At 51.0% G+C, this 19,944-nt stretch carries 16 protein-coding genes; 3 read left to right on the plus strand and 13 right to left on the minus strand.

The features are described from left to right. Positions 1-67: 67 nt before the first annotated feature. Positions 68-298 (plus strand): hypothetical protein, encoded by a 231-nt coding sequence (locus M0R47_RS03285; protein WP_292550266.1) that lies wholly within the window; start codon positions 68-70, stop codon positions 296-298. Between the two features lie 15 nt (positions 299-313). Here the strand turns inward: M0R47_RS03285 and M0R47_RS03290 are convergent, their stop codons facing one another. The 7 genes from M0R47_RS03290 to M0R47_RS03320 form a co-directional block, all read right to left on the minus strand. After that, positions 314-676: a SirB2 family protein gene (locus M0R47_RS03290; RefSeq protein WP_292550269.1), complete on the minus strand. Its 363-nt coding sequence runs from the start codon at positions 674-676 to the stop codon at positions 314-316. Then, positions 673-1,641, minus strand: coding sequence for a homoserine kinase (locus tag M0R47_RS03295; RefSeq protein WP_292550271.1), 969 nt, complete (start codon positions 1,639-1,641; stop codon positions 673-675). The genes M0R47_RS03290 and M0R47_RS03295 overlap by 4 nt, the downstream gene beginning before the upstream one ends. A 13-nt stretch (positions 1,642-1,654) precedes the next feature. Further along, positions 1,655-1,996 carry a DUF2782 domain-containing protein gene (locus M0R47_RS03300; RefSeq protein WP_292550274.1) on the minus strand — a complete coding sequence of 114 codons (342 nt, stop codon included), beginning with the start codon at positions 1,994-1,996 and terminating at the stop codon, positions 1,655-1,657. A gap of 179 nt (positions 1,997-2,175) precedes the next feature. Beyond that, a complete protein-coding gene (sufU, locus tag M0R47_RS03305) occupies positions 2,176-2,871 on the minus strand; it encodes a Fe-S cluster assembly sulfur transfer protein SufU (RefSeq protein ID WP_292550277.1) in 696 nt (231 codons plus the stop codon). 219 nt (positions 2,872-3,090) lie between these two features. Next, the gene (locus tag M0R47_RS03310; RefSeq protein WP_292550280.1) at positions 3,091-3,420 is read right to left on the minus strand and encodes a hypothetical protein; all 330 of its coding nucleotides are present in this window, start codon (positions 3,418-3,420) and stop codon (positions 3,091-3,093) included. 625 nt (positions 3,421-4,045) lie between these two features. Further along, entirely contained in the window at positions 4,046-5,035 is a 990-nt protein-coding gene (gene corA, locus M0R47_RS03315; protein ID WP_292550284.1) for a magnesium/cobalt transporter CorA, read from the minus strand. A gap of 472 nt (positions 5,036-5,507) precedes the next feature. After that, entirely contained in the window at positions 5,508-5,870 is a 363-nt protein-coding gene (locus M0R47_RS03320; protein ID WP_292550286.1) for a hypothetical protein, read from the minus strand. A gap of 252 nt (positions 5,871-6,122) precedes the next feature. On the opposite strand from M0R47_RS03320, the gene M0R47_RS03325 reads away from it, so the two are divergent. Beyond that, positions 6,123-7,295, plus strand: a complete 1,173-nt coding sequence (locus tag M0R47_RS03325; RefSeq protein WP_292550288.1) for a M20 aminoacylase family protein — start codon at positions 6,123-6,125, stop codon at positions 7,293-7,295. 95 nt (positions 7,296-7,390) lie between these two features. On the opposite strand, the gene ribA is transcribed toward M0R47_RS03325, so the two are convergent. The 6 genes from ribA to M0R47_RS03355 all read right to left on the minus strand — a co-directional run bounded on the left by ribA (position 7,391) and on the right by M0R47_RS03355 (position 18,202). Continuing rightward, a complete protein-coding gene (gene ribA / locus M0R47_RS03330; protein WP_292550290.1) occupies positions 7,391-7,999 on the minus strand; it encodes a GTP cyclohydrolase II in 609 nt (202 codons plus the stop codon). A 122-nt stretch (positions 8,000-8,121) separates the two neighbouring features. Then, positions 8,122-8,739, minus strand: coding sequence for a methyltransferase domain-containing protein (locus M0R47_RS03335; protein WP_292550292.1), 618 nt, complete (start codon positions 8,737-8,739; stop codon positions 8,122-8,124). Between the two features lie 453 nt (positions 8,740-9,192). Further along, positions 9,193-11,700 carry a glycogen/starch/alpha-glucan phosphorylase gene (locus M0R47_RS03340; protein WP_292550295.1) on the minus strand — a complete coding sequence of 836 codons (2,508 nt, stop codon included), beginning with the start codon at positions 11,698-11,700 and terminating at the stop codon, positions 9,193-9,195. Between the two features lie 79 nt (positions 11,701-11,779). Continuing rightward, positions 11,780-12,526 (minus strand): ParA family protein, encoded by a 747-nt coding sequence (locus M0R47_RS03345; RefSeq protein ID WP_292550297.1) that lies wholly within the window; start codon positions 12,524-12,526, stop codon positions 11,780-11,782. A gap of 155 nt (positions 12,527-12,681) precedes the next feature. Beyond that, positions 12,682-14,538: a diguanylate cyclase gene (locus M0R47_RS03350; RefSeq protein ID WP_292550300.1), complete on the minus strand. Its 1,857-nt coding sequence runs from the start codon at positions 14,536-14,538 to the stop codon at positions 12,682-12,684. Then, a complete protein-coding gene (locus M0R47_RS03355) occupies positions 14,528-18,202 on the minus strand; it encodes a response regulator (protein ID WP_292550303.1) in 3,675 nt (1,224 codons plus the stop codon). Before M0R47_RS03355 ends, M0R47_RS03350 begins: the two co-directional genes overlap by 11 nt. A 394-nt stretch (positions 18,203-18,596) precedes the next feature. On the opposite strand from M0R47_RS03355, the gene hemL reads away from it, so the two are divergent. Then, entirely contained in the window at positions 18,597-19,877 is a 1,281-nt protein-coding gene (gene hemL, locus M0R47_RS03360; protein ID WP_292550306.1) for a glutamate-1-semialdehyde 2,1-aminomutase, read from the plus strand. The last annotated feature ends 67 nt before the right edge of the window (positions 19,878-19,944 follow it).

A 19,944-nucleotide genomic window follows, 5' to 3' on the forward strand; every position in this document is an offset into this window, starting at 1 on the left:
TTGTAAAAATAGCTGATCTATCGCTGCCGATCAGATTATTGAGTGCGTTGCGAAATTCAGTTGTTGTATGGGATATGTATACGTTGTGCTGAGAAACGAGGCTATGCAGGAACTCAAGCTGTTTGAAGGAGGTCATTTTAGGGTCAGCGAACAGGGACAGCTGAAAAACCGGCTGTCCCGCTGGGCCGCATTAACCGACGCCCAAGTTCCTGAATTTAATAAAACCTGTTGCCCAAAGGCAAGGATGTTTTTTCTTTGGCTAAATCAACAACTCAATAAGATTGAGTTTTCTTTGTAACTGTATTTTCAGCCGTTAAAAGAATATGAAGGCATTCTTGGTGGCTGCGACAACTGCGATATAAACGAAGCAAGCCAGCGCTCCGGCAAAAGCTTTCCAGCGCAATTCGCCCTGGCTCTTGATAGCGACAATGCCCAAACCGACGTAGGCCACCAAAGCAATAAGCTTAGCGATAATCCAGCCGTACTCGGCTGAAAACCAGGAACCTTGAAAAACCAGCGTAAAACCGGTAAGCAGCAATAAGCTGTTGATGACATGCGGCCCGATTTTTATCCATTTTTGTTCCAGCATTTCCGGGCGCTTTTCCGCTAAATAGACCCTGCCGACAAAGCTGGAAATGGACAATAAAATAAAGGTGAGGTGGAAAATTTTGATCATGCTGTGCTCCTGGGGTTGAAAATATTAACGTTACTGGATAAATAAGTCTGTTGCCGATGTTGCAGCAGTATGCTCCGAAAAACCAGCGGGTCTTTCTGCTGTGTTATGTCGCCGGGACGCGGATAACACTGATGTTCCAGGCGAGACAGCCAGAAACGCAGCGCCGCCGCCCGAAGCAACGTCGGCCAGTGCCGTTTTTCCAGCGGCTCCAGCGGCCTCAGGCTTTCATAAGCAGTTAGCAGCGCCGTGAATTTTTCGGTATTCACCCTGCCGTCATCACAACACCAATCGTTAGCCGTTATCGCAACATCAAGCAGCAAGGTATCGGTGCAGGCACTGTAAAAATCCAGCAAACCGCTGAGCCGGTCATCGGCAAACAATACATTATCCCTGAACAGGTCGGCATGAATGACGCCGCGCGGCAGATTAACCGTGTTGTTTTCAGCCTGGAAAGCCAGCTCGTCATCAATCAGCGCGCGATCGGTTGTTGATAAATGAACGCGGATCTTGTTCAACACCGTTTGGCACCAACTCAAATCATTGCCGCTTTTTATCGGAAAAACGTAGCCTTGCGTACAGCGATGCAAGCTGGCCAGCTGCAAGCCGATTTCCTGGCAATGCAAAACAGAAGGCGATGCCATTGCCGCGCCGGACAGCCGATTAAATACCGCAGCCGGTTTGCCGTTAAGCTGACGCAATGAATTGCCCTGCCGGTCGCTCTGCGGACGAGGACAAGACAGGCTGTTTTTGCCCAAGTGCGCCAGTAATTCTAAAAAATGCGGCAATTCCCCGGCAGTTAACGACTCAAACAGGGTCAGAACAAAGCTGCCCTGCGTAGTCGTTACCCAGTAATTGGTGTTGTCTATGCCGTCCGTTATCCCTTCAAAACCGACGACTTCGCCGAGAGTATAAGTACTGAAGAATTGATCGAGTTGCGGGCGTGTTATACGAGTAAATACAGACACTGAGTTTAAGCGGCTACCATTCCAGTATCTTCCACATATTGATGTCGAGTTCTCTATCTACATTGTTGCGGCGTTCATCCATTTTGCCGTCGCCGTTGGTATCAATAAAATAATACGGAGGGCCGACAACCGGAACGACTTTTATCATATAAAGCCTGCCGCCGCGCCGGTACTCCTGAATGGTTTCTTTGCCTTTACGGATAATGGTAATGTCCGGCTCCATGGTTTCGCCGTTTTGCACCGGCAAGGGCGGCTCCGGAGCCTCCGGCACAGCCTCAAGTTCAGGCTCAGGCGGCCGCTCATCGATGGCATAGACCGGAAAGGCCAGTAAACTCAGTAGGATAAAACGTCGCATAACGTGACTCTTTTAAAATAAAAACTGCGGCTATCTTATTACAGTTTTTATCGACTTGCTTGACTAAAATGGCTCAATAGAGTGCTCCGCCGAGCTTTCATGTCTGGGATCAATGGACAGGCAGGTCTGCCGATAGACCGGTTTGAGCTGGTCGAGCGTCTGGATGAACTAAAGTTCCTTCACCGTTCGCCTCCTGTGGATAAAGAGACCAAGGCCCGGTCCAGCGTTCGCCATGCCAGCAGTGCGCACTTGTGGCGTCCCCGATGAGGGGTCACCGCCGTGAGAGGACGTATTACATCGCAAACGAACGGATCATCGGCGCTGCCGGCAAGAACATTCTCCATCGCCCAGTGGTAGTCCTGCGCCTCGCTGACGGCAACGCCGGTGAGCTTTATCGTCATCATCGACGCTGAAGCGATGCAGATGGCACAGCCGCTGCCCGTGAAATGCGCGCCACTGATGCGCTCGGAATCGACGGTGAGAAACAAAGTAATCTGATCCCCGCATACAGGGTTGTGCAGAGATGCCTTTACGGAGTAATTGGCCGGCTCTGCGCAATTAGCCGGGGCCGCGAAATGCCGAAGAATCTCCGGCCGGTAGAGGGATATATTCATATGATTGGTTTCCGAGTTGTGTGCAGGCTTCCGCCAGCTGGTCGAAGAAGAAGTCGATTTTCTAGTGTGTTGTAAACGCCGCGCGAGAGGCGTACTGATGACGTACAGGTCAGTGGTATTGACCTCTGCACTATGGACTTCAATCTGAAACCGGGTGCCGGCGCTGACCTTGCCTTCAGGCGTGAGCGTGCTGGCGTCAAGGATAGTGAGATTCAAGATACTGGTGGGACGATCGGGGCTTTGTCCATAGTCATAGTGCATGGTTGCTGGTCCGTATAGTCGAGTTGAAGAATTATTATTTGGAAGTTTCTCTCAAGTCCAGTTAAGTTTCTAATATAAAGTTGCCCGGCAATATCTGTCACCGGCTACTGCGCATGAGTCGGAACAAATATGGCCGTTTTCGGTAAACAGCGCATTCTTTAATGCAGACAAAAAACCAATTCAAACGCAATGAGTATCCAAGAGCCCATCATCAGCCGACTAACCGCTTACTGTTTTTTCGCAAGCTGATTTCCAGCAACAGATCACAAGAGTTAACTGAGCCTTAATGATGGCAGCCAAGTTAATCCGCAGGTCAATAAAATGCGCCTGATTATGCCTCGCCCACTCTTGTTGCTCTTGATAAGACTTTGTTTTTTCCATAACTAATAATATTGCTATTAGTGGCGCGATTCGAAATGAACTTATACAAATACCTGAAAATTCACCTGAATTAGAGTCTATTTGATTAAATAGAAAAATGCAAATGAATGCCCGTCTCCCAGCATCAATGCGCTTGCGCCAGAAATCCGGCATAAGCATATCTAACATATTTTCAGCGGGGCAAAGAGACACCTCGCCAATAGGTCGTTCTGGAAATCGTTCAAGTTCGCCTCATGCCAACCCATCCAAGGAACAACAACTCAGAGATAAAACTATTCATTAAATCAGGCCGGTTTACCGGCTCGCCTAAAGCAATTCTCGGTTATTTAAGGTTACTCGTTATCTATTAAGCAGCAGGCACTTGAGTGGCACGGACTGGGTCCCGTTTGCCGCGCCGGGCACCGGAGCTTTCGCCGGGACAGATCAGCAGGACAGCGGTTTGCATGCGTAGTAGCTCCCGCAAGGCAAGGCACAGGCAGGTGTTCGAGACCTCGATTCAAGCAAGCGTCTTAAATCACAACGTAGCGCGTCTCAGACAGCATTCCTTGGTAGCACATGGGAACGAGACAATTTATTTTAAAAAATTCGGGCTATGTTTCTAACTAACAAAGAAGCGCTCTAGTCAGTGGCACCACCATATCAAAGCCGGCATCGGCGGCGAGAGTCACATCAAATGGGCTGACTTTGTCGCCTGGTGTCAGAAAATACAGGATTCGTTGTGCCATGAATATGCCGTTAAAATTATTTGTTAAAAATGGCCGACAGCCTAACGCATAGCCTGTATATTTTAAAATTACAGCCAGCCGACCCTTTTCAGGCGCAAATACAGCAGCACACTGCCCACCCCGACACCACCGACTACCAGCGGATAGCTGTATTGCCATTCCAGCTCCGGCATATGCCTGAAATTCATGCCGTACCAGCTGAATACCATAGTCGGTATCGCCAGGATCGCCCCCCAACCGGCCAGCCGTTTGACCACTTCGTTCTGGCGCACCGTTTCGAAGGTCAGATGCACCTGCATCGCCGCCAGCAACATCTCGCGCATGCCGCGAATCGCCTGGTCGATGCGTTTGATGTGGTCGGCAATATCGCGGAAATACACCTGCACATCCTTGGGAATAAGCCCGCTATGAAAGCGCATCAGCTCGTTGCAGATATCGATAACCGGATTAATGGCGCCTTCCAACTGCAACAACTCGCGCTTTAGTTCATACAGGCCTTCTATAGTCTGACGGCTGGGACGGGATTCGAAAATTGCCGACTCCAGCACATCGAAGCGCTGTTGCAAACCGTCGATTACCGGTACATAGTTATCGACGATGAAATCCATGATCGAATACAGCACAAACCCGGGCCCTTTAGCCAATTGCTGCGGCATGGCCTCGCAACGCTCCCTGACTTTGCTGTGACTGCGCGAAGCGCCGTGCCTGACCGTCACCAAAAAACGCGGCCCCATGAAAATATGGGTTTCGCCAAACTCGACCTGCTCTTCGGCAAGATGGGCGGTATGCAAGACCATGAACAGCGATTCGCCGTATTCCTCGATTTTCGGACGTTGATGCGCCGTGAGGGCGTCTTCGATAGCCAACTCATGCAGCCCGAATTCCTGCTGGATTTTGGCTAACAACTCGCCGTCTGCTTCGTACAAACCCAGCCAGACAAAGGTATTTTCCCGTTTCAGAACTTCGCTGATGTTTTCGACAGTCACATCGCCGATGCTGGCGCCGTCTTGGTAGGCCGCGCATTTTATGATCTTGTTGTTGTCGATTTGTCCCGTCAAAAGTTTCTCCGGTTATTTGGCAAAAGTAATGAAGCGATTCGACCGGTGAAACCATTGGTAAAAATCGATGAATGCAATGCTTGATGCTGATGGGAACGGGCCCTATTCAAGAGCGGCTGTTTGGGCGGAATGCCAGTGCTTGCCTTGTCGTATTCGATGACAGTATGAGCCAGCGCCATTGGCGATAAGCAAACTTGCAGGCGGTACAAAGTCAGCATCGTCAGCCATCTTGCCGTGGCCTTGGTTAAGGTTGCCGACCGGTTGGAATTGGGGATCATACCGTCCTTTGAATTTAGTAAAGAATCAAGTTTGCATGCAACAGGGGCTAAACTCAATCAGTTTTAATTGTTGCCGGTGTGCTCCGCTGCATAATCAAGAGCTAGCCCATGCATATCGGTCGGCATTGTTATTCAGTTTGGCAATATCGCCCCATCCGTTCGGCAGCCATTCCTGTGGCCCGGCAGCGCTGCTATCAGAATTTAGCATCGACCAGTTTCTGTTCGCGGATGATTTCCCCGGTTTCCAGGCTGCACAAGGCAAACCAGTCCGAACCGCCTTGCGTTTGTATCTCAAACCGCACCCAGAAATTCCCGGACCGGTTTAGTATTTGTTGTTTCTCAATTAATCCGGGATGCCGAAGCAGTCCTTCCCGTTGGCAGGATTCGATATAACCCTTACTTGCAGGCAGTGCATAGCGATCGGCAACGTTCTCATCCTCGCCGGTCATATCCCGATAAAGCGCCGATTCCGATAACGGGAATGTGTTAGAAAATGCAGGCCAAACCCCAAGGGTCGACGCCAAAATCAACACAATTTTAATAAATTTGTTATTCATAAAGCGCCTCTTGAAACTTGTAAAAAACCGCTTGAATTAACTCTGACCCAGCCAGCCTCTTTGATTGTAAATCAGCCGTGCAGATGAGACCGGTTATCAAGCTATTGACTGCATGGTAAAAGAAGATTTCTTAAGAAATCCCTAAATAGGTTTTTATACTGATGAGCCGAACCAAGGGAATAATAAAAGTCTTACCTTTTATCAAAACTTGCAGGTAGCATAGCGATTATCATTAAATTCATGTGAGCTTTTATGCCGATAGCAAACGATATCCAGCAACTGCACGCTCAAATGCGCCAATGGCGTCAGCATCTGCACCGGTTTCCTGAAACCGCTTTTGAGGAAACGCAAACAGCGGAATTTATTGCCTGTAAGTTGGCGGAGTTCGGCCTGGACGTTCACCGGGGTTTGGGCAAAACCGGCGTTGTCGGGACGCTTACTGCCGGGAACGGCGGCAAGAAAATTGCGTTGCGCGCCGATATGGATGCCTTGTTCATTCAGGAACAAAACACTTTCGCCCATAAATCCTGCCACGACGGCAAAATGCATGCCTGCGGCCATGACGGCCATTCGGCGATGCTGCTGGGCGCGGCCTGCTATTTGGCCGAGCATCGCAACTTTAACGGCACGGTGTATTTTATCTTCCAGCCTGCCGAGGAAGGCCGCGCTGGAGCCAAGCAGATGATCGATGACGGGTTGTTTGAGCAATTTCCGGCCGACCGCGTTTTCGGCCTGCATAATTTCCCGGACATTCCGCCGGGACATTTTGCGGTTAAATCCGGCGCGATGATGGCGTCATTCGACTGCTTTGAAATCATTATCACCGGACAAGCGACCCATGCCGCGATGCCGCATTTGGGCAATGATGCGATAGTCGCGTCCGCCCAGCTGATTACCGCGTTGCAGACTATCGTCAGCCGAACGGTTAATCCCATTGATCCGGCGGTGGTCAGCATTACCCAGATTCATGCCGGCAACACCTGGAACGCGCTGCCGGAATCGGTGCTGCTAAGAGGCACGTTCCGTTGCTTTAGCGGCGAGGCGCAAAAAACCATTGCCGATAAAATCACCCGGCTGGTTAATGCGCTCTGCGAGGGTTTTGCGGTCAGAGCGGAAATCAAATTCAACCCGGAAAACCCAGGCTATCCGGTGACCTTTAATGCGGAAGCTGAAACCGAGCTGGCGATACAAGCGGCAATGGCCGTCGCCGGAGCGGACGGTGTCGATCGGCAACCGGCCCCCTGCATGGGCTCAGAAGATTTTGCGTTTATGTTGCAGGAAAAACCCGGCTGCTATGTCTGGATAGGCAACGGCTCATCCGAAAATGGCTGCCTGCTGCATAATCCGCATTATGATTTTAACGATGAGGTATTGCCGGTCGGCACGGCTTATTGGGTAAAATTGGTTGAAACGGTGTTAAGGTAAAAGCATTTAGACCTTCCAGGTTTTACGACTGCCATGGATGGCGGAAGTGCTGGAGCCGCCGGGAGCGGCTCCAGTAAAAACCTGGAAGGTCTGATTTAGCTCTTTTTCGATTCAAACAGCATGTGCGCCATTTTCTTTGCTTTGGTTTTTAAATAACCGACATTGTCTTCATGAGCCACGGCCTCGACCGGAATGCGGCCCGCCACGTTAATGCCGAGTTTTTCCAACCCTTCTATTTTCTTCGGATTGTTGGTCATCAATTTTATGGACCTGACGTTCAGGTTTTCCAGCATTAACGCGGCAATGCTGTATTCCCTTTCGTCGGCAAGATGGCCCAGGTGGATATTGGCATCCACGGTATCCATGCCCTGATCCTGCAAGTTATAAGCTTGCAATTTTTTCAACAGGCCGATGCCGCGGCCTTCCTGGCGCAGGTAAATCAATACGCCGAAACCGGCTTTATCGATCATTTGCAACGCCATATCCAGCTGTTCTCCGCAATCGCAACGCCTTGACCCTAATACGTCCCCGGTAAAACATTCGGAATGGATGCGCACCGGCACGTTTTCCTTGTCTGCAACCTCGCCTTTAACAAGAGCGACATGCTCCTTGTCATCAATGGTGTTGCTGTAGTAATGCAGGATAAATTCACCGTGTTTGGTGGGGATCGGCGTCTGTACCAGATTTTCTAATTGAGGTTTCACTTAAATTAACTAATCCAAAAATTGATTGTATTTTACCCAATTCAGCGGCTATCCAGTTAAAAAGTTTCACGGCGCTTTGGCGGATTGTAATTGCCGACAATCGGAATATCGCAAAATATCCGTTATTTTCTGGCTTCAATCAGCTTGATGATATCACTGCTGCGGTCATCGACATGCACCGAGGTAAACGCGCAGGCTTTAACGTTCTTAACCGTATTGCGGTTAATGTTTGCCCCGACCAGCGCGACAACGACCGGGTTAAGCAGGTTCATCAGCGCGGCAAGCACGGGATTTGAACTGACCACATGTTCCAGCAATAAGACCTGTCCGCCCGGTTTGCAGACCCGGTACACCTCTTTCAAGCCTTTGAGCGCCGACGGTACCGAACAAAAAACAAATGAACAAATCACCGTATCGAAACTGTTATCGGCAAAACATAACGACTGAACATCCATCAGTTCCAGATCGACCTTGACATTTTTCCTGTCCCGTTTGCGCACCGCCTGCTTGAGCATTTGTTCGCTAAAATCAATCGCGGTTATTCTGGCATCCTGGGGATAGTAATCAAAATTCTTGCCCGTCCCTACGCCGACTTCGAGTATATGATGCCCTTCGACCTTGGCCCATAATTTTTTCCGCCAGCTTCTAAAAAACAACCCTTCCATGACCGCCTCCATGCCCTCGAAATACGGGGCGATCCGGTCGTATCGTTTTCTAATAGCGGCGCTGTCTGGCTTCATGATGGCTTCGGGTAATTAATCGGGTGCTGCATAGTACAGCGCAAGCTCAATTTTCATCAACAATATAAATTGATTAATTCACCACGAAGACACGAAGTTCACGAAGTTCACGAAGTTCACGAAGTTCACGAAGCTTAGGAATGATAATTCGAACAACTCGCGCACTAGGTTTTCAGCGGAAGTGCAGGCTTCGCCTCGGCAACTGCTCCCTGCGTTGCTAAGCCACAGGGACGTGGTGAATGTAGAAAACGCATGGAGCAGTTTTCTACCTACCTCCTGCGTCCGTGCAGTCGTAAAGCGCCTACTTTTGGTGCTTGCGTTTGCAGGCAAAGCCTGCACTCCGACTATCGGCAATTTGCTTAAGTTATTTTGTGCATGTCCCTTAGCAAAGTAAAACTTCGTGTCCTTCGTGTCTTCGTGGTGCGAAAATGGCACTTCGGTTAGAGCAATATTTTAAGGATATTGCACAGGCACAGGCTCTAATTTCCATATCTCCCGGTTATAGTCGCTGATGGTTCTGTCCGTGGAAAACTTGCCGCTGTTTGCGCAATTCAATATGCTCATCCGGGTCCAGTGGTCTTTATCCTGATAGGCGACTTCCACACGTTTTTGCGCGTCGATATAGCTTCTGAAATCCGCGAGGGTCATCCACGGATCGAACTTGCTTTTAACCGATGCGATCAGGTCGTCGAATATCCCCAATTCAAACTGGTTAAAATGCCCGCTTTCCAATAGATTCATCACCCGCCGCAAATCTTCATCCTGATCGATGATGGCGTACGGGTCATAATGCTCCCGCCTTGCTCCAATCTGCTCTTCGGTCAGGCCGAACAGGAAAAAGTTTTCCTCGCCGACTTCTTCCATTATTTCAATATTGGCGCCGTCCAGCGTGCCGATAGTCAACGCGCCGTTCATCATCAGCTTCATGTTGCCGGTGCCGGAAGCTTCTTTTCCTGCGGTCGATATCTGTTCGGAAAGATCGGCAGCCGGGCAGATCATTTCCATCCCGGACACCCGGTAATCGGGCAGGAATAACAAGGTCAGTTTACCGTCAGCATCGTGATCCGCGTTGATAACATGCGCGACATTGTTAATCAATTTGATGGTCTTTTTCGCCATCGCATAACCGGGGGCGGCCTTGCCGCCGATCAGCACGCAACGTGCAACCCAGTTTGCGGTATCGCCGCGTTTGATACGATCGTAAAGATGAATCACATGCAGCACGTTTAGAATCTGCCGCTTGTATTCATGAATGCGTTTAACCTGTATATCGAACAGTGCATCGGAACTTAAATGAATGTCCACATATTGTTTTTTGTGTTCAATCAGCCGCTGTTTTGCATTTTGTTTTATCGCGCGCCAGCGATTCCGGAACTCGGCATTCTCGGCAAAAGGACTCAGCTTTTTTAATTCGTCCAGATGCGTTATCCAGCCGGCACCGATGGTTTCGGTGATCAGCGCGGCCAGCTCGGGATTACAGGAAGCCAACCATCGGCGCGGAGTGACGCCGTTGGTTTTATTGTTAAACTTGTCAGGCCATAATTGATAAAAATCGCGAAACAGGCCCTGTTGCAATAACTGGGAATGCAACTGGGCTACGCCATTGACCGAAAAACTGCCGACGATGGCAAGATAAGCCATACGTACCTGCTGCTCGGCACCTTCCTCTACGATAGACATCCGGGTCAATCTGGCCCTGTCGCCGGGCCAACGTGATGCAACCTCCGACAGCAAACAGGCATTTATTTCAAAAATAATCTCCATCAATCTCGGCAACAACTTTTGCATGAGCTTAACCGACCATTTTTCCAGCGCTTCAGGCAGCAGGGTATGATTGGTGTAAGCCATAGTTTGCCGGGTAATGTCCCAGGCTGCATCCCATGACAAGCCATGCACATCCATTAACAGGCGCATCAGCTCGGCAATGGCGATACTCGGATGGGTGTCGTTTAACTGAAAACAGTTTTTGTTGGCAAAATGGCTAAAGTCGTTTCCATGCTGCCGGACCCAATGGGAAAGCACATCCTGCAAGCTGGCGGAAGCCAGGAAATACTGCTGGCGCAGCCTCAGTTCCTTGCCGTTTTCGTTGGCGTCATTCGGATACAACACCATGGTAATGTGCTCTGCGATGACTTTTGCTGCCACCGATTCGGCATAATCGCCCGCATTAAACTCATCCAGGTTGAATTCCTCTGTCGCGACGGCTTTCCATAACCGCAAAATGTTGACGGTATTGTTTTGATAACCGGGTATTGGCGTGTCAAAAGGCACCGCCAGCACATCGTTAGTGCTTAACCAATATACCCGCTGGCTGCCCTGTTCATCGGTCTGTATTTCGGTATGGCCGCCAAACTTGACGCGCAGCGAGTATTCCAGCCGCTCAACTTCCCAGACGTTGCCGTAACGCAGCCAGTGGTCCGGCTTTTCGACCTGTTCGCCATTAATGATGGTTTGGGTAAACATGCCGTATTCATAACGCAAGCCATAGCCAGTCACCGGCAATTGCAAGGTTGCGCAACTGTCGATAAAACAGGCGGCCAGGCGCCCCAACCCGCCATTGCCCAAGCCGGCATCGAGTTCCCTGTCAATCAGCTCTTCGATTTCAATGCCCAAATCATGCATGGCTTGAGTGGCTTCATCGGTTACGCCCAGATTAAGCATGGCGTTGCTCAAGGTTCTACCCATCAAGAACTCCATTGAAAGGTAATACGCCCGCCTGCTATCCAACTTGTTGTAGATTTTATGAGTGGTTTTCCAACGCTCCATCAGCCGGTCGCGGATGGATAATGACAATGCCTCGCAGGCATAAAAAGGCGATGAACGGAAATTCTCGTCCCGCCCCAGAGAATGAACATAATACCGTTTAAAATCTTCGATAAAATTCTCTTTTTTTACGCCCAACGTGGGAACATCAGTGATTGAAGGTATAGGCTTGCTTAAAATAAATCGTTTATTAGGCATGGTTACTCCAATAGATTGATGCGAATAAGGTATTAGCTTAAGTAGTGCTCCATTATTGCCTGTTATATTTAATTTTCGGTTAAGAGTTAGCGCGGTTCAGAATTTCTTGCCACAAGGCATCGTAAGCGACCGTGGATGGGCTGTTCTTGATATAGCCTCCCAACGGCATACGCTTCAGACCCATGCGCTCAATATCGCTGGCATAAGGAATGGCGGTAGCTAAAATTTCGGGATGGCTCTCACTCAAAGTCTCCATGATGTCCCGGTGCATTTTTTTGCGGCGGTCAACCATCGAAAAAAACGGAATGAGCGCCAGTTTATTCAAGCCGTTAGCTTCGATAAAGCGTTCCAGCTGTTCGAGCGTTCTTAACGACAATGTCGTAGGGATTATCGGCGATAATAATATATCCGCGGCCTCAAAAACGGCTTCGGACAATAGCGAAATGTTGGGCGGACAATCCAGAAAAATAAAATCGTAGTCTTCCGCCAAGGGCTTCAGGAGTTTTTTGAGCTGCCGGGTCGGTTTTTTTTGGGCATCCAGAACCAGGTCCAGATTTCTGAAAGAAAAATCGGCCGGTAACAGGTGCAAATTTTCAAAGTCAGTGCCTTTAATCAGGCCTTCCAGTTCGCGTTTTCCGGCGATGAGGTCTTTGCCGCCGCCCTTGACCTTCGGCTTGATGCGAAAGTAATAACTGCTGGCTCCCTGCGGATCGAGATCCCAAATCAGGGTGCGGTAACCGTTGCGGGCGGCTGTATGGGCCAGATTGACCGCGCTCGAAGTTTTGCCAACGCCACCTTTAATGCTATAGACAGCTAATACATTCATTGCATAGTCTCGTGTTTATGCGGGTAAGGTTGAAACAACGATAACACAACACCCCCTACTATTGGCAAAACTGCCCGGTTTTCGCATAACGGGCGCATGGCGGGCTAACCTGTTCAAGTATGACAATTTTCCCTTATTGTCATGTTCTCGCCGGCTTAGGACGATGAGTCAAGCCGCGAACCGTTGCGGCCGCCTTGCTTGGCGAGATATAAAGCATTATCCGACCTTTTCATCAGTTCTTTCCAACTCGGCTTGGCGCCCTTGGAGCCTGCCACGCCAATACTAACAGTCACCGGGCAACGCAATTCGATCCTCTCAGGCTGGTTTCGCTCGATGGCATTGCGGATGCGCTCGGCCAGCAATACGGCTGTGGTACCGTCGGTGTTGGGGGCGATGATCAGGAACTCTTCGCCGCCCAGCCGGCAGACAATGTCGCTGGTGCGTACATTTTCCCGCATCAGGCTGGCTGCGTGGACCAGCACCTGGTCGCCGACATCATGTCCCAGCGAGTCATTGACCGACTTGAAATGATCCAAATCCAGCATTAAAACGCTCAAAGGCTGATTGGAGCGCTGCGCAGTCGCGGACTCCTGTTCCAAGCGGGCCATTGCATAACGCCGATTGGGCAAGCCGGTCAGAATGTCGGTATTCGCCATAGACTTAAGACGGCGGTTTGCTGCGGCCAGCTCGGCAGTATAGCGTTTGATGTCCTGGCTTTCTTTTTCCAGTTCATTTTGCAAGGTAACAATGCGCTGCCCGGCCCGTAAGCGCGCCAGCAGCACGCGCAGGCTGACCGGTTTGGTCACATAGTCGTCGATACCGGCATCGAAAGCTTCAACCAGGGCATCTTCATCTTCTGTCGAAGTCAGCATAATCAGGTAAATATTTTTACCAAAGGCCGACGCGCGTAGCGCCTTGCAAAGGGCCAGTCCATCCATGGGCTTCATCCTCCAATCGGTAATCACCAATTGCGGCTTGTGCTCAATGATATATTTCATTGCGGATTCACCGTTTCGGCACGTTGCAACCTGATTACCCGCCGCGGCAAGCTGCTTGGAAAAACGCGCCAGCATCATCGGGTCATCATCGACCAGCAACAGGCTCAAGCCCGGTAAAGCCGGTTCTGGAGCTGCATTTTTTACCAGGGAATCCCGCACATCTGTTTTTACGTCGATCAGCTTGCCCCAATCGTGCCAAAGCTCGACGGTTTCGTCGATAAACCTGAGCAAAGCCGACTCGTCCATGGCATGAAGAGCCGCCTTCGCTGTTAATTCCGTCCACATCACGGCACGGAGTTGCTCATCAGCCACGCAGTAGTTGCCAATCAGCCGGGCAAAAATCAGTTGCCTGGCAAAATCGGCTGTCCGGTTAAACCCTTCAATTTTTTTCTCGAAGCTCAGTTTCAAGGCATCCAGAAATATCGCGGGAAATCCCCAGTCGGCCAGCAATATATGGCTCAGGACTTTATGGTCGATAGCAAAACGCTCACTCTCCAGGGCAAGAAGCCGCTCACCCTCCGCTGCGCCAAGGCATTCATCATAAATATCCGGCCAAGCGGTTGCCAGGGCGAGACTGCCGATGTCACTCAGCAGGCCCAACGTAAACGACTCCGCAGGCACCACTGTGGTTTCCCTGGCAGTGATGGCCGCGATGGATACTGACACCGCCAAGGATCGCGACCAGTAGGCTTCATAATTAAATCTCCGGCAATGCCCGCTACCGCTGTTGCCAATCAGGGAAAGACTCAGCGCGAAGTTACGTACCGTCTGCATGCCCATCATCATGACCGCAGTTTGAACATCGGCGATGGGCCGCCGGGCTCCGAAAGCCGCCGAATTGGCAAAGCGCAAAATGCGCCCGCTGAGGGCAGGATCGACTTTAACCAGTTGACTCACCTGTTGCACGGTGGCATCGCTTCGTTGTACGAGTTGCATAATGGCCAGCGCCGTTCCCGAAGGGGAAGGCAGGCGATCGGTAACTTTGAGTTCATCAAGATTGAATTCAATATTCATTGCTTTGTTCTTTCCGTTGTAACAGGCTATCGATTAAACTCATCATGGCCCGGATCAAGTCATGGGTCATCAACTGAAAATCGGCATCCGAAGCAGAAGCCATGCGGGCTGAATGCTCCAGTTTTACCGCAAGACTGATTATTTTTTCGGCGCAAAAATGCCCGGCCATGCCTTTAATAGCGTGGGCGACATCGGCCAGCGCAACAAGGTCGGCTCGAGACAGGGCGGCATTCAATTCAACTATTTGCCCTGGCGCCTCTTCAAGCAACAAATCTATCATCTCGGCCAATAAATCATGGTCATCATCCAGCCGTTGAAGCGCTGCCTCCTCATCCCAACAGGCTGAGCTTTCCGCATCCTCCTTTGCCAAAAAAAGACGTTCCCTTTCAGCAGCACGATCCTGCGCTGCATGGGCGACTTCAGGGACGGACGGCTCACCCAGCCAGCGCGCCAAAACTGCTGCCAGATCGGCTCGGCTGGCAGGCTTGCTTAGATAATCGTCCATGCCGGCAGACAGGCATTTCTCACGCTCGCCTAACGAGGCATGCGCAGTCAGCGCCGTGACCGGCGTATGCGCTCCGCAAGCTGCCGCGACTTCCCGTTCGCGCAAGATGCGTGTGGCTTCGTAACCGTCCATAATCGGCATTTGGCAATCCATGAATACCAGATCGTAGGCTTGGCGCTCCAGATGATTCAGCGCCTCTTGCCCGTTATCGGCCAAATCGGGTTTAAGCTGGAACTTGGCGAGCTGGGAAAGTATCACTTTTTGATTGATCTTGTTATCTTCCACCACCAGCACCCGTTTGCCTTCGTACTCAAGCAAAACCTCTTTTAGCCGGCTCGCTGGAGCGGAATCCTGACCGGCAAGCTGCAACGCATCGACAATGGCATCGAAAAGCTGCGATTGCCGCACCGGTTTTAACAGGCTTTGTTTAAACCCCGACTCAAGTCTTTCGACTTGCGAGCCGATACTGCCTGAGGATAAAAGAATGCGCGGCGTGTCGGCAATAGCGGGTTTTTGCATGATGGCGCGGGCCAGCGCGAAGCCGTCCATGTCCGGCATTTGCATATCCGACAACAGCAAATCGTAAGGTTCGTTTCGCAGAGCGGCGGCTTCGAGTTCAACAAGTGCGGCAGGCCCGCTGTCCGCTTCGCTTAAGGTAAAGCCCCAGTTGCTTAAATAATGTGTCAAAATCATGCGGTTGGTAGCGTTATCATCGACGATCAATGCACGCTTGCCAGAAAAATTCGCCTGCGGAACGGGAGTGTCGCTATCCATCGGCGCCAATGGCAAGGTAAACCAAAAATTGGCTCCCTGACCCAAGGCGCTTTCAACACCGATGCTGCCGTCCATCAACGCAACCAGATCCTTGCTGATCGATAAGCCAAGCCCTGTACCGCCATAGCGACGGGAAGTGGAACTGTCGGCCTGGGAAAAAGCCTGAAACAGGCGCGTTTGCGCCTCGGCGGTGATGCCGATACCGGTATCCGACACCTCAAACCGCAATATCTCCAGGGATGGAGTGTATGCCGCAGACCGGTCGGGAACCGGTGCGGCGATCGCCAGGGAGGGTGTGTGTGCCAAGAATCTGTCAGGAACAGATTCGGCAATCGCCGACACCTTTACCGAGACTTCACCTTTTTCGGTAAATTTAACGGCATTGCCGATCAGGTTGGTGAGCACTTGCCGGATGCGCGTGGGATCGCCATGCCAACGTTGCGGCAGATTGGTCGGCAGAAAGCAGTTCAATTCAAGGCCCTTGCTGTGGGCGCGGCTGGATAGCAAGGTGCAAACTTCTTCCACTAAATCCGGCAAGTTAAACTCGATCTGCTCCAGCTCGACTTTACCCGCCTCCAGTTTGGAAAAATCCAGGATGTCGTTGATGATGGTCAACAACGATTCTGCTGAATTTGCCGCGATATCGATCAAGTCCCATTGCTCTTGCGACAGTTGCGTATCCTGCAACAAATCCAGCATGCCCAATACGCCATTCATTGGCGTTCGAATTTCATGACTCATATTGGCCAAAAACTCGGTCTTGGCATGCGCGGCCTGCAATGCGGCATCGCGCGCAGCTTTCAGCGAAGCATTGGCCTTATCCTGAAGCACCGCGAGCGCCATCATTTCGCCTACTTCCTTGAGCATGGCAATGCGGGGCTCGTTTTGCACCGGGTAAGCATCGGTAAAAATAAACAACACGCCGAGAATCTCGCCGCTGGAAGCGACAGGCACAACGTAGTGGCCATGAGACAGGCGGTCAGCGCAGCAGCAATGATCGGAAACGATAAGTTTTCTTGAAACGGCAGCCTGTCCACATAAGCCGTCGCCAAAGTCTATGCGCTCCTTGCAATCGTAATCCCCGCGTACGACGAATTTTTCCAGATAATCATCCCCTTCCGCCCGCAAAAACATACCGCCCTTGCGCTGTGAATCGACATCCTTGAGGCCGAATAAAATATCCAGAACCTGAATAGAGCGCTGTTCCAGCGTCAAGGGTTGGTGCAGCGCCTCAGAGATGGTCAGGCGGGCGGCGATATCGTCGCTTTCGATTTGCAAAGCCGCTTCCTCTTCGACCTGTTTGCTGACATCGTGTTGAATCTGTACATAGCCCGCTAGTGAGCCGCTTGCGGTTAGAATCGGAGTAATATTGGTCTTGGCCCAGTAATCCAGCGTATCCTCAGTGGCTTGTCCCGGGCGGGTTCGAAGGTCCTGTGCCGTGTTAAGGCTGTCATTTTCAGGCGCTAATGCGGAAGCTTCGCCTACAGGACGTAGGTGAGGGGCGTGAGCCTTGACTCGACGGCGGCCCCGCAGCCGACCTGACCAGGCTTCGCTGCAACGAAGCCTGCCTTGCATCTCGGACAGGATCTGTCGATCGGCGTTAGGGCTGTCCAGCACGTCGGGCTTTTGTCCCATCAGCGCATCCTCCGCCCAGCCGGTAAACAGGCAAAGTGCCGGGTTGGCGTACTGAATGAGCCCTTCCTCATTGGTGATGAGTATCATCTCGCTGCTGGCGTCCAGCGCGCGTTTAAGCGCTGTCAGTTTTAATTCATTCGCTTTCCGGGCGGTCGTATCCCGACGGATCGAAATGTATTGCTTGGGCTTGCCTGTTTTATCCAGCAGAGGCGCGATAGTGCTGTCCACCCAATACAGTTCACCGTCCTTGCGGCGGTTGCAAAACTCCCCGCGCCATACCTGGCCGCCGGCTATCGTATTCCATACGTTGCGGATGTAATCTTTATCATGATAGCCGGAGTTCACGACGCGATGGTCTTGTCCGACAAGTTCATTTTGGGTGTAACCGGACACTTTGCAGAACATGTCGTTGGCATAGACAATGCGCCCCTGAACGTCGGCAATACTGACCAGCACATGGTTCTCCAAAGCCTCCAGCAGCTCTCTGTTGGAGGCCGTCTGTTCCTGCCCGTTCTGCAAGGCCAGCGGCCGTACCGCCAAAAACCATAAAAGCGGCGAACTGAGCGCGGTCGACAAGATGATGCTGCTTACGCTGCCCTGCAATGGCGACAGTATAATTCCCCATTGCTGAGCCGCATCCAGCAGCCATATAGCTAGTATTTCGGAAATACTAATGACAGCAATGATGATGGCTAACAAAGAGAGAAAATGGCGTTTAGGGGGGTCCGACGGCGATAATGGAGTTGGCATAAGTCTCTGATTCGTTTTTGTTTAGTTATCACTACACAGGCCATGGATAACGGCCTGATCATCAGGTTTCGCCATTTTCAGAACGGCGTTGAAACAGCTATTTTGCGACTATTATTAAACTTGAATGCCTGTGTCGATCTGGCATGAAACGAGCAAACATCATTCCGGCAGCCATCGAATTGCGATCGGTTTCCACTGATTCCATGTTATCCGATACTTGAGCTAGAGCGTAACTTTAAAACCGTTATTTATCAAGGCGGTTATTGGATAAGCAACGATAAGCTTTCAATCATCGCAAACTTATCCTATCCTTTACGCCTTAAATTTAACCTGCCGCCGAATCTGCCCCGGTAGGCTTACGGCAAACACACCATCCTTGGCGATTAAAAAAACCATGACTGAAGCAACTGCGTTATTTTCCGATGCAAAACTTGTAATTCCAGGCGGCGTCAATTCACCGGTACGATCCTTTAGCGGCGTGGGCGGCACACCGGTTTTTATCGACCATGCCCAAGGCGCTTATATTTACGACAGTTTGGGCAATCGTTATATCGATTATGTCGGTTCCTGGGGACCGATGATTTTGGGCCATGCCCATCCGGAAGTCATTGCAGCGGTCAAGCAAACCGCCGAAAAGGGCCTGAGTTTCGGCGCTCCGACCGAAATTGAAACACTGATGGCTAAAAAGGTTTGCGAGCTGATGCCGTCAATCGATATGGTCAGAATGGTCAGCTCCGGCACCGAGGCGACCATGAGCGCAATCCGCTTGGCCAGAGGCTACACCGGCCGCGATAAAATCGTTAAATTCGAGGGCTGTTATCACGGCCATTCCGATTCTTTATTGGTAAAAGCCGGTTCCGGCGCGTTGACGTTTGGCGTACCTAGCTCTCCCGGCGTACCGGCCTCCGTTGCCGAAAACACCATCACCCTGACTTATAACGATAGCGATTCGGTCAAAGCGCTGTTTGCGGAATTGGGCGAACAAATCGCCTGCATTATCGTCGAACCGGTCGCCGGCAACATGAACTGCATCCCACCTGAGCCCGGTTTCCTGGAATGCCTGCGCCAGGTTTGCGACCAATATAATAGTGTACTGATCTTTGATGAGGTGATGACCGGCTTTAGGGTAGGCTTAACCGGCGCGCAGGGACACTATAATATTAAGCCCGATTTAACGACATTGGGCAAAGTCATCGGCGGCGGCATGCCGGTCGGCGCTTTTGGCGGCTCGCGTAAAATCATGGAGTATCTTGCGCCGCTCGGCCCTGTGTATCAGGCAGGCACGCTGTCCGGCAATCCTGTCGCGATGGCCGCCGGTTTGAAAACCTTGGAATTGATAGCCCGGCCCGGCTTCTATGAGTCGTTAACCGCAAAAACCGAAAAACTGACGTCAGGCCTGAAAGAACGTGCAGCCAAGGCCGGTATCGCGCTGACCACCAATAGCGTTGGCGGCATGTTCGGGCTATTTTTCAGCCCTGAGCCGAAAGTCAGCCGCTTTGCCCAAGTCATGCAATGCGACCAGGACCTGTTCAAGCGTTTTTTCCATGCGATGCTGGAGCAAGGTGTGTATTTGGCGCCATCAGCGTTTGAAGCCGGCTTTGTTTCGGCGGCGCATAGTGATGAAGATTTGGAAAAAACGCTGGATATTGCAGAAGCCGTATTCAAGCATTTATAACTTTAAAAAATTGGAATACGGATAACACGCTTTTTTAGAATGGTCTACCGCATTTCCTTACAACCAC

The sequence above is a fragment of the Methylobacter sp. genome (assembly GCF_023227905.1).
Classification (GTDB): Bacteria; Pseudomonadota; Gammaproteobacteria; order Methylococcales; family Methylomonadaceae; genus Methylobacter_A.

What these genes read in the sequence shown, in the direction of transcription:
- M0R47_RS03350 (WP_292550300.1), bottom strand. Translation starts at nt 14,538, where the DNA reads ATGAATATTGAATTCAATCTTGATGAACTCAAAGTTACCGATCGCCTG.
- M0R47_RS03325 (WP_292550288.1), top strand. Translation starts at nt 6,123, where the DNA reads ATGCCGATAGCAAACGATATCCAGCAACTGCACGCTCAAATGCGCCAA.
- M0R47_RS03320 (WP_292550286.1), bottom strand. Translation starts at nt 5,870, where the DNA reads ATGAATAACAAATTTATTAAAATTGTGTTGATTTTGGCGTCGACCCTT.
- M0R47_RS03310 (WP_292550280.1), bottom strand. Translation starts at nt 3,420, where the DNA reads ATGTTAGATATGCTTATGCCGGATTTCTGGCGCAAGCGCATTGATGCT.
- sufU (WP_292550277.1), bottom strand. Translation starts at nt 2,871, where the DNA reads ATGCACTATGACTATGGACAAAGCCCCGATCGTCCCACCAGTATCTTG.
- M0R47_RS03355 (WP_292550303.1), bottom strand. Translation starts at nt 18,202, where the DNA reads ATGCCAACTCCATTATCGCCGTCGGACCCCCCTAAACGCCATTTTCTC.
- M0R47_RS03300 (WP_292550274.1), bottom strand. Translation starts at nt 1,996, where the DNA reads ATGCGACGTTTTATCCTACTGAGTTTACTGGCCTTTCCGGTCTATGCC.
- M0R47_RS03335 (WP_292550292.1), bottom strand. Translation starts at nt 8,739, where the DNA reads ATGAAGCCAGACAGCGCCGCTATTAGAAAACGATACGACCGGATCGCC.
- M0R47_RS03345 (WP_292550297.1), bottom strand. Translation starts at nt 12,526, where the DNA reads ATGAATGTATTAGCTGTCTATAGCATTAAAGGTGGCGTTGGCAAAACT.
- M0R47_RS03285 (WP_292550266.1), top strand. Translation starts at nt 68, where the DNA reads ATGGGATATGTATACGTTGTGCTGAGAAACGAGGCTATGCAGGAACTC.
- hemL (WP_292550306.1), top strand. Translation starts at nt 18,597, where the DNA reads ATGACTGAAGCAACTGCGTTATTTTCCGATGCAAAACTTGTAATTCCA.
- M0R47_RS03340 (WP_292550295.1), bottom strand. Translation starts at nt 11,700, where the DNA reads ATGCCTAATAAACGATTTATTTTAAGCAAGCCTATACCTTCAATCACT.
- M0R47_RS03290 (WP_292550269.1), bottom strand. Translation starts at nt 676, where the DNA reads ATGATCAAAATTTTCCACCTCACCTTTATTTTATTGTCCATTTCCAGC.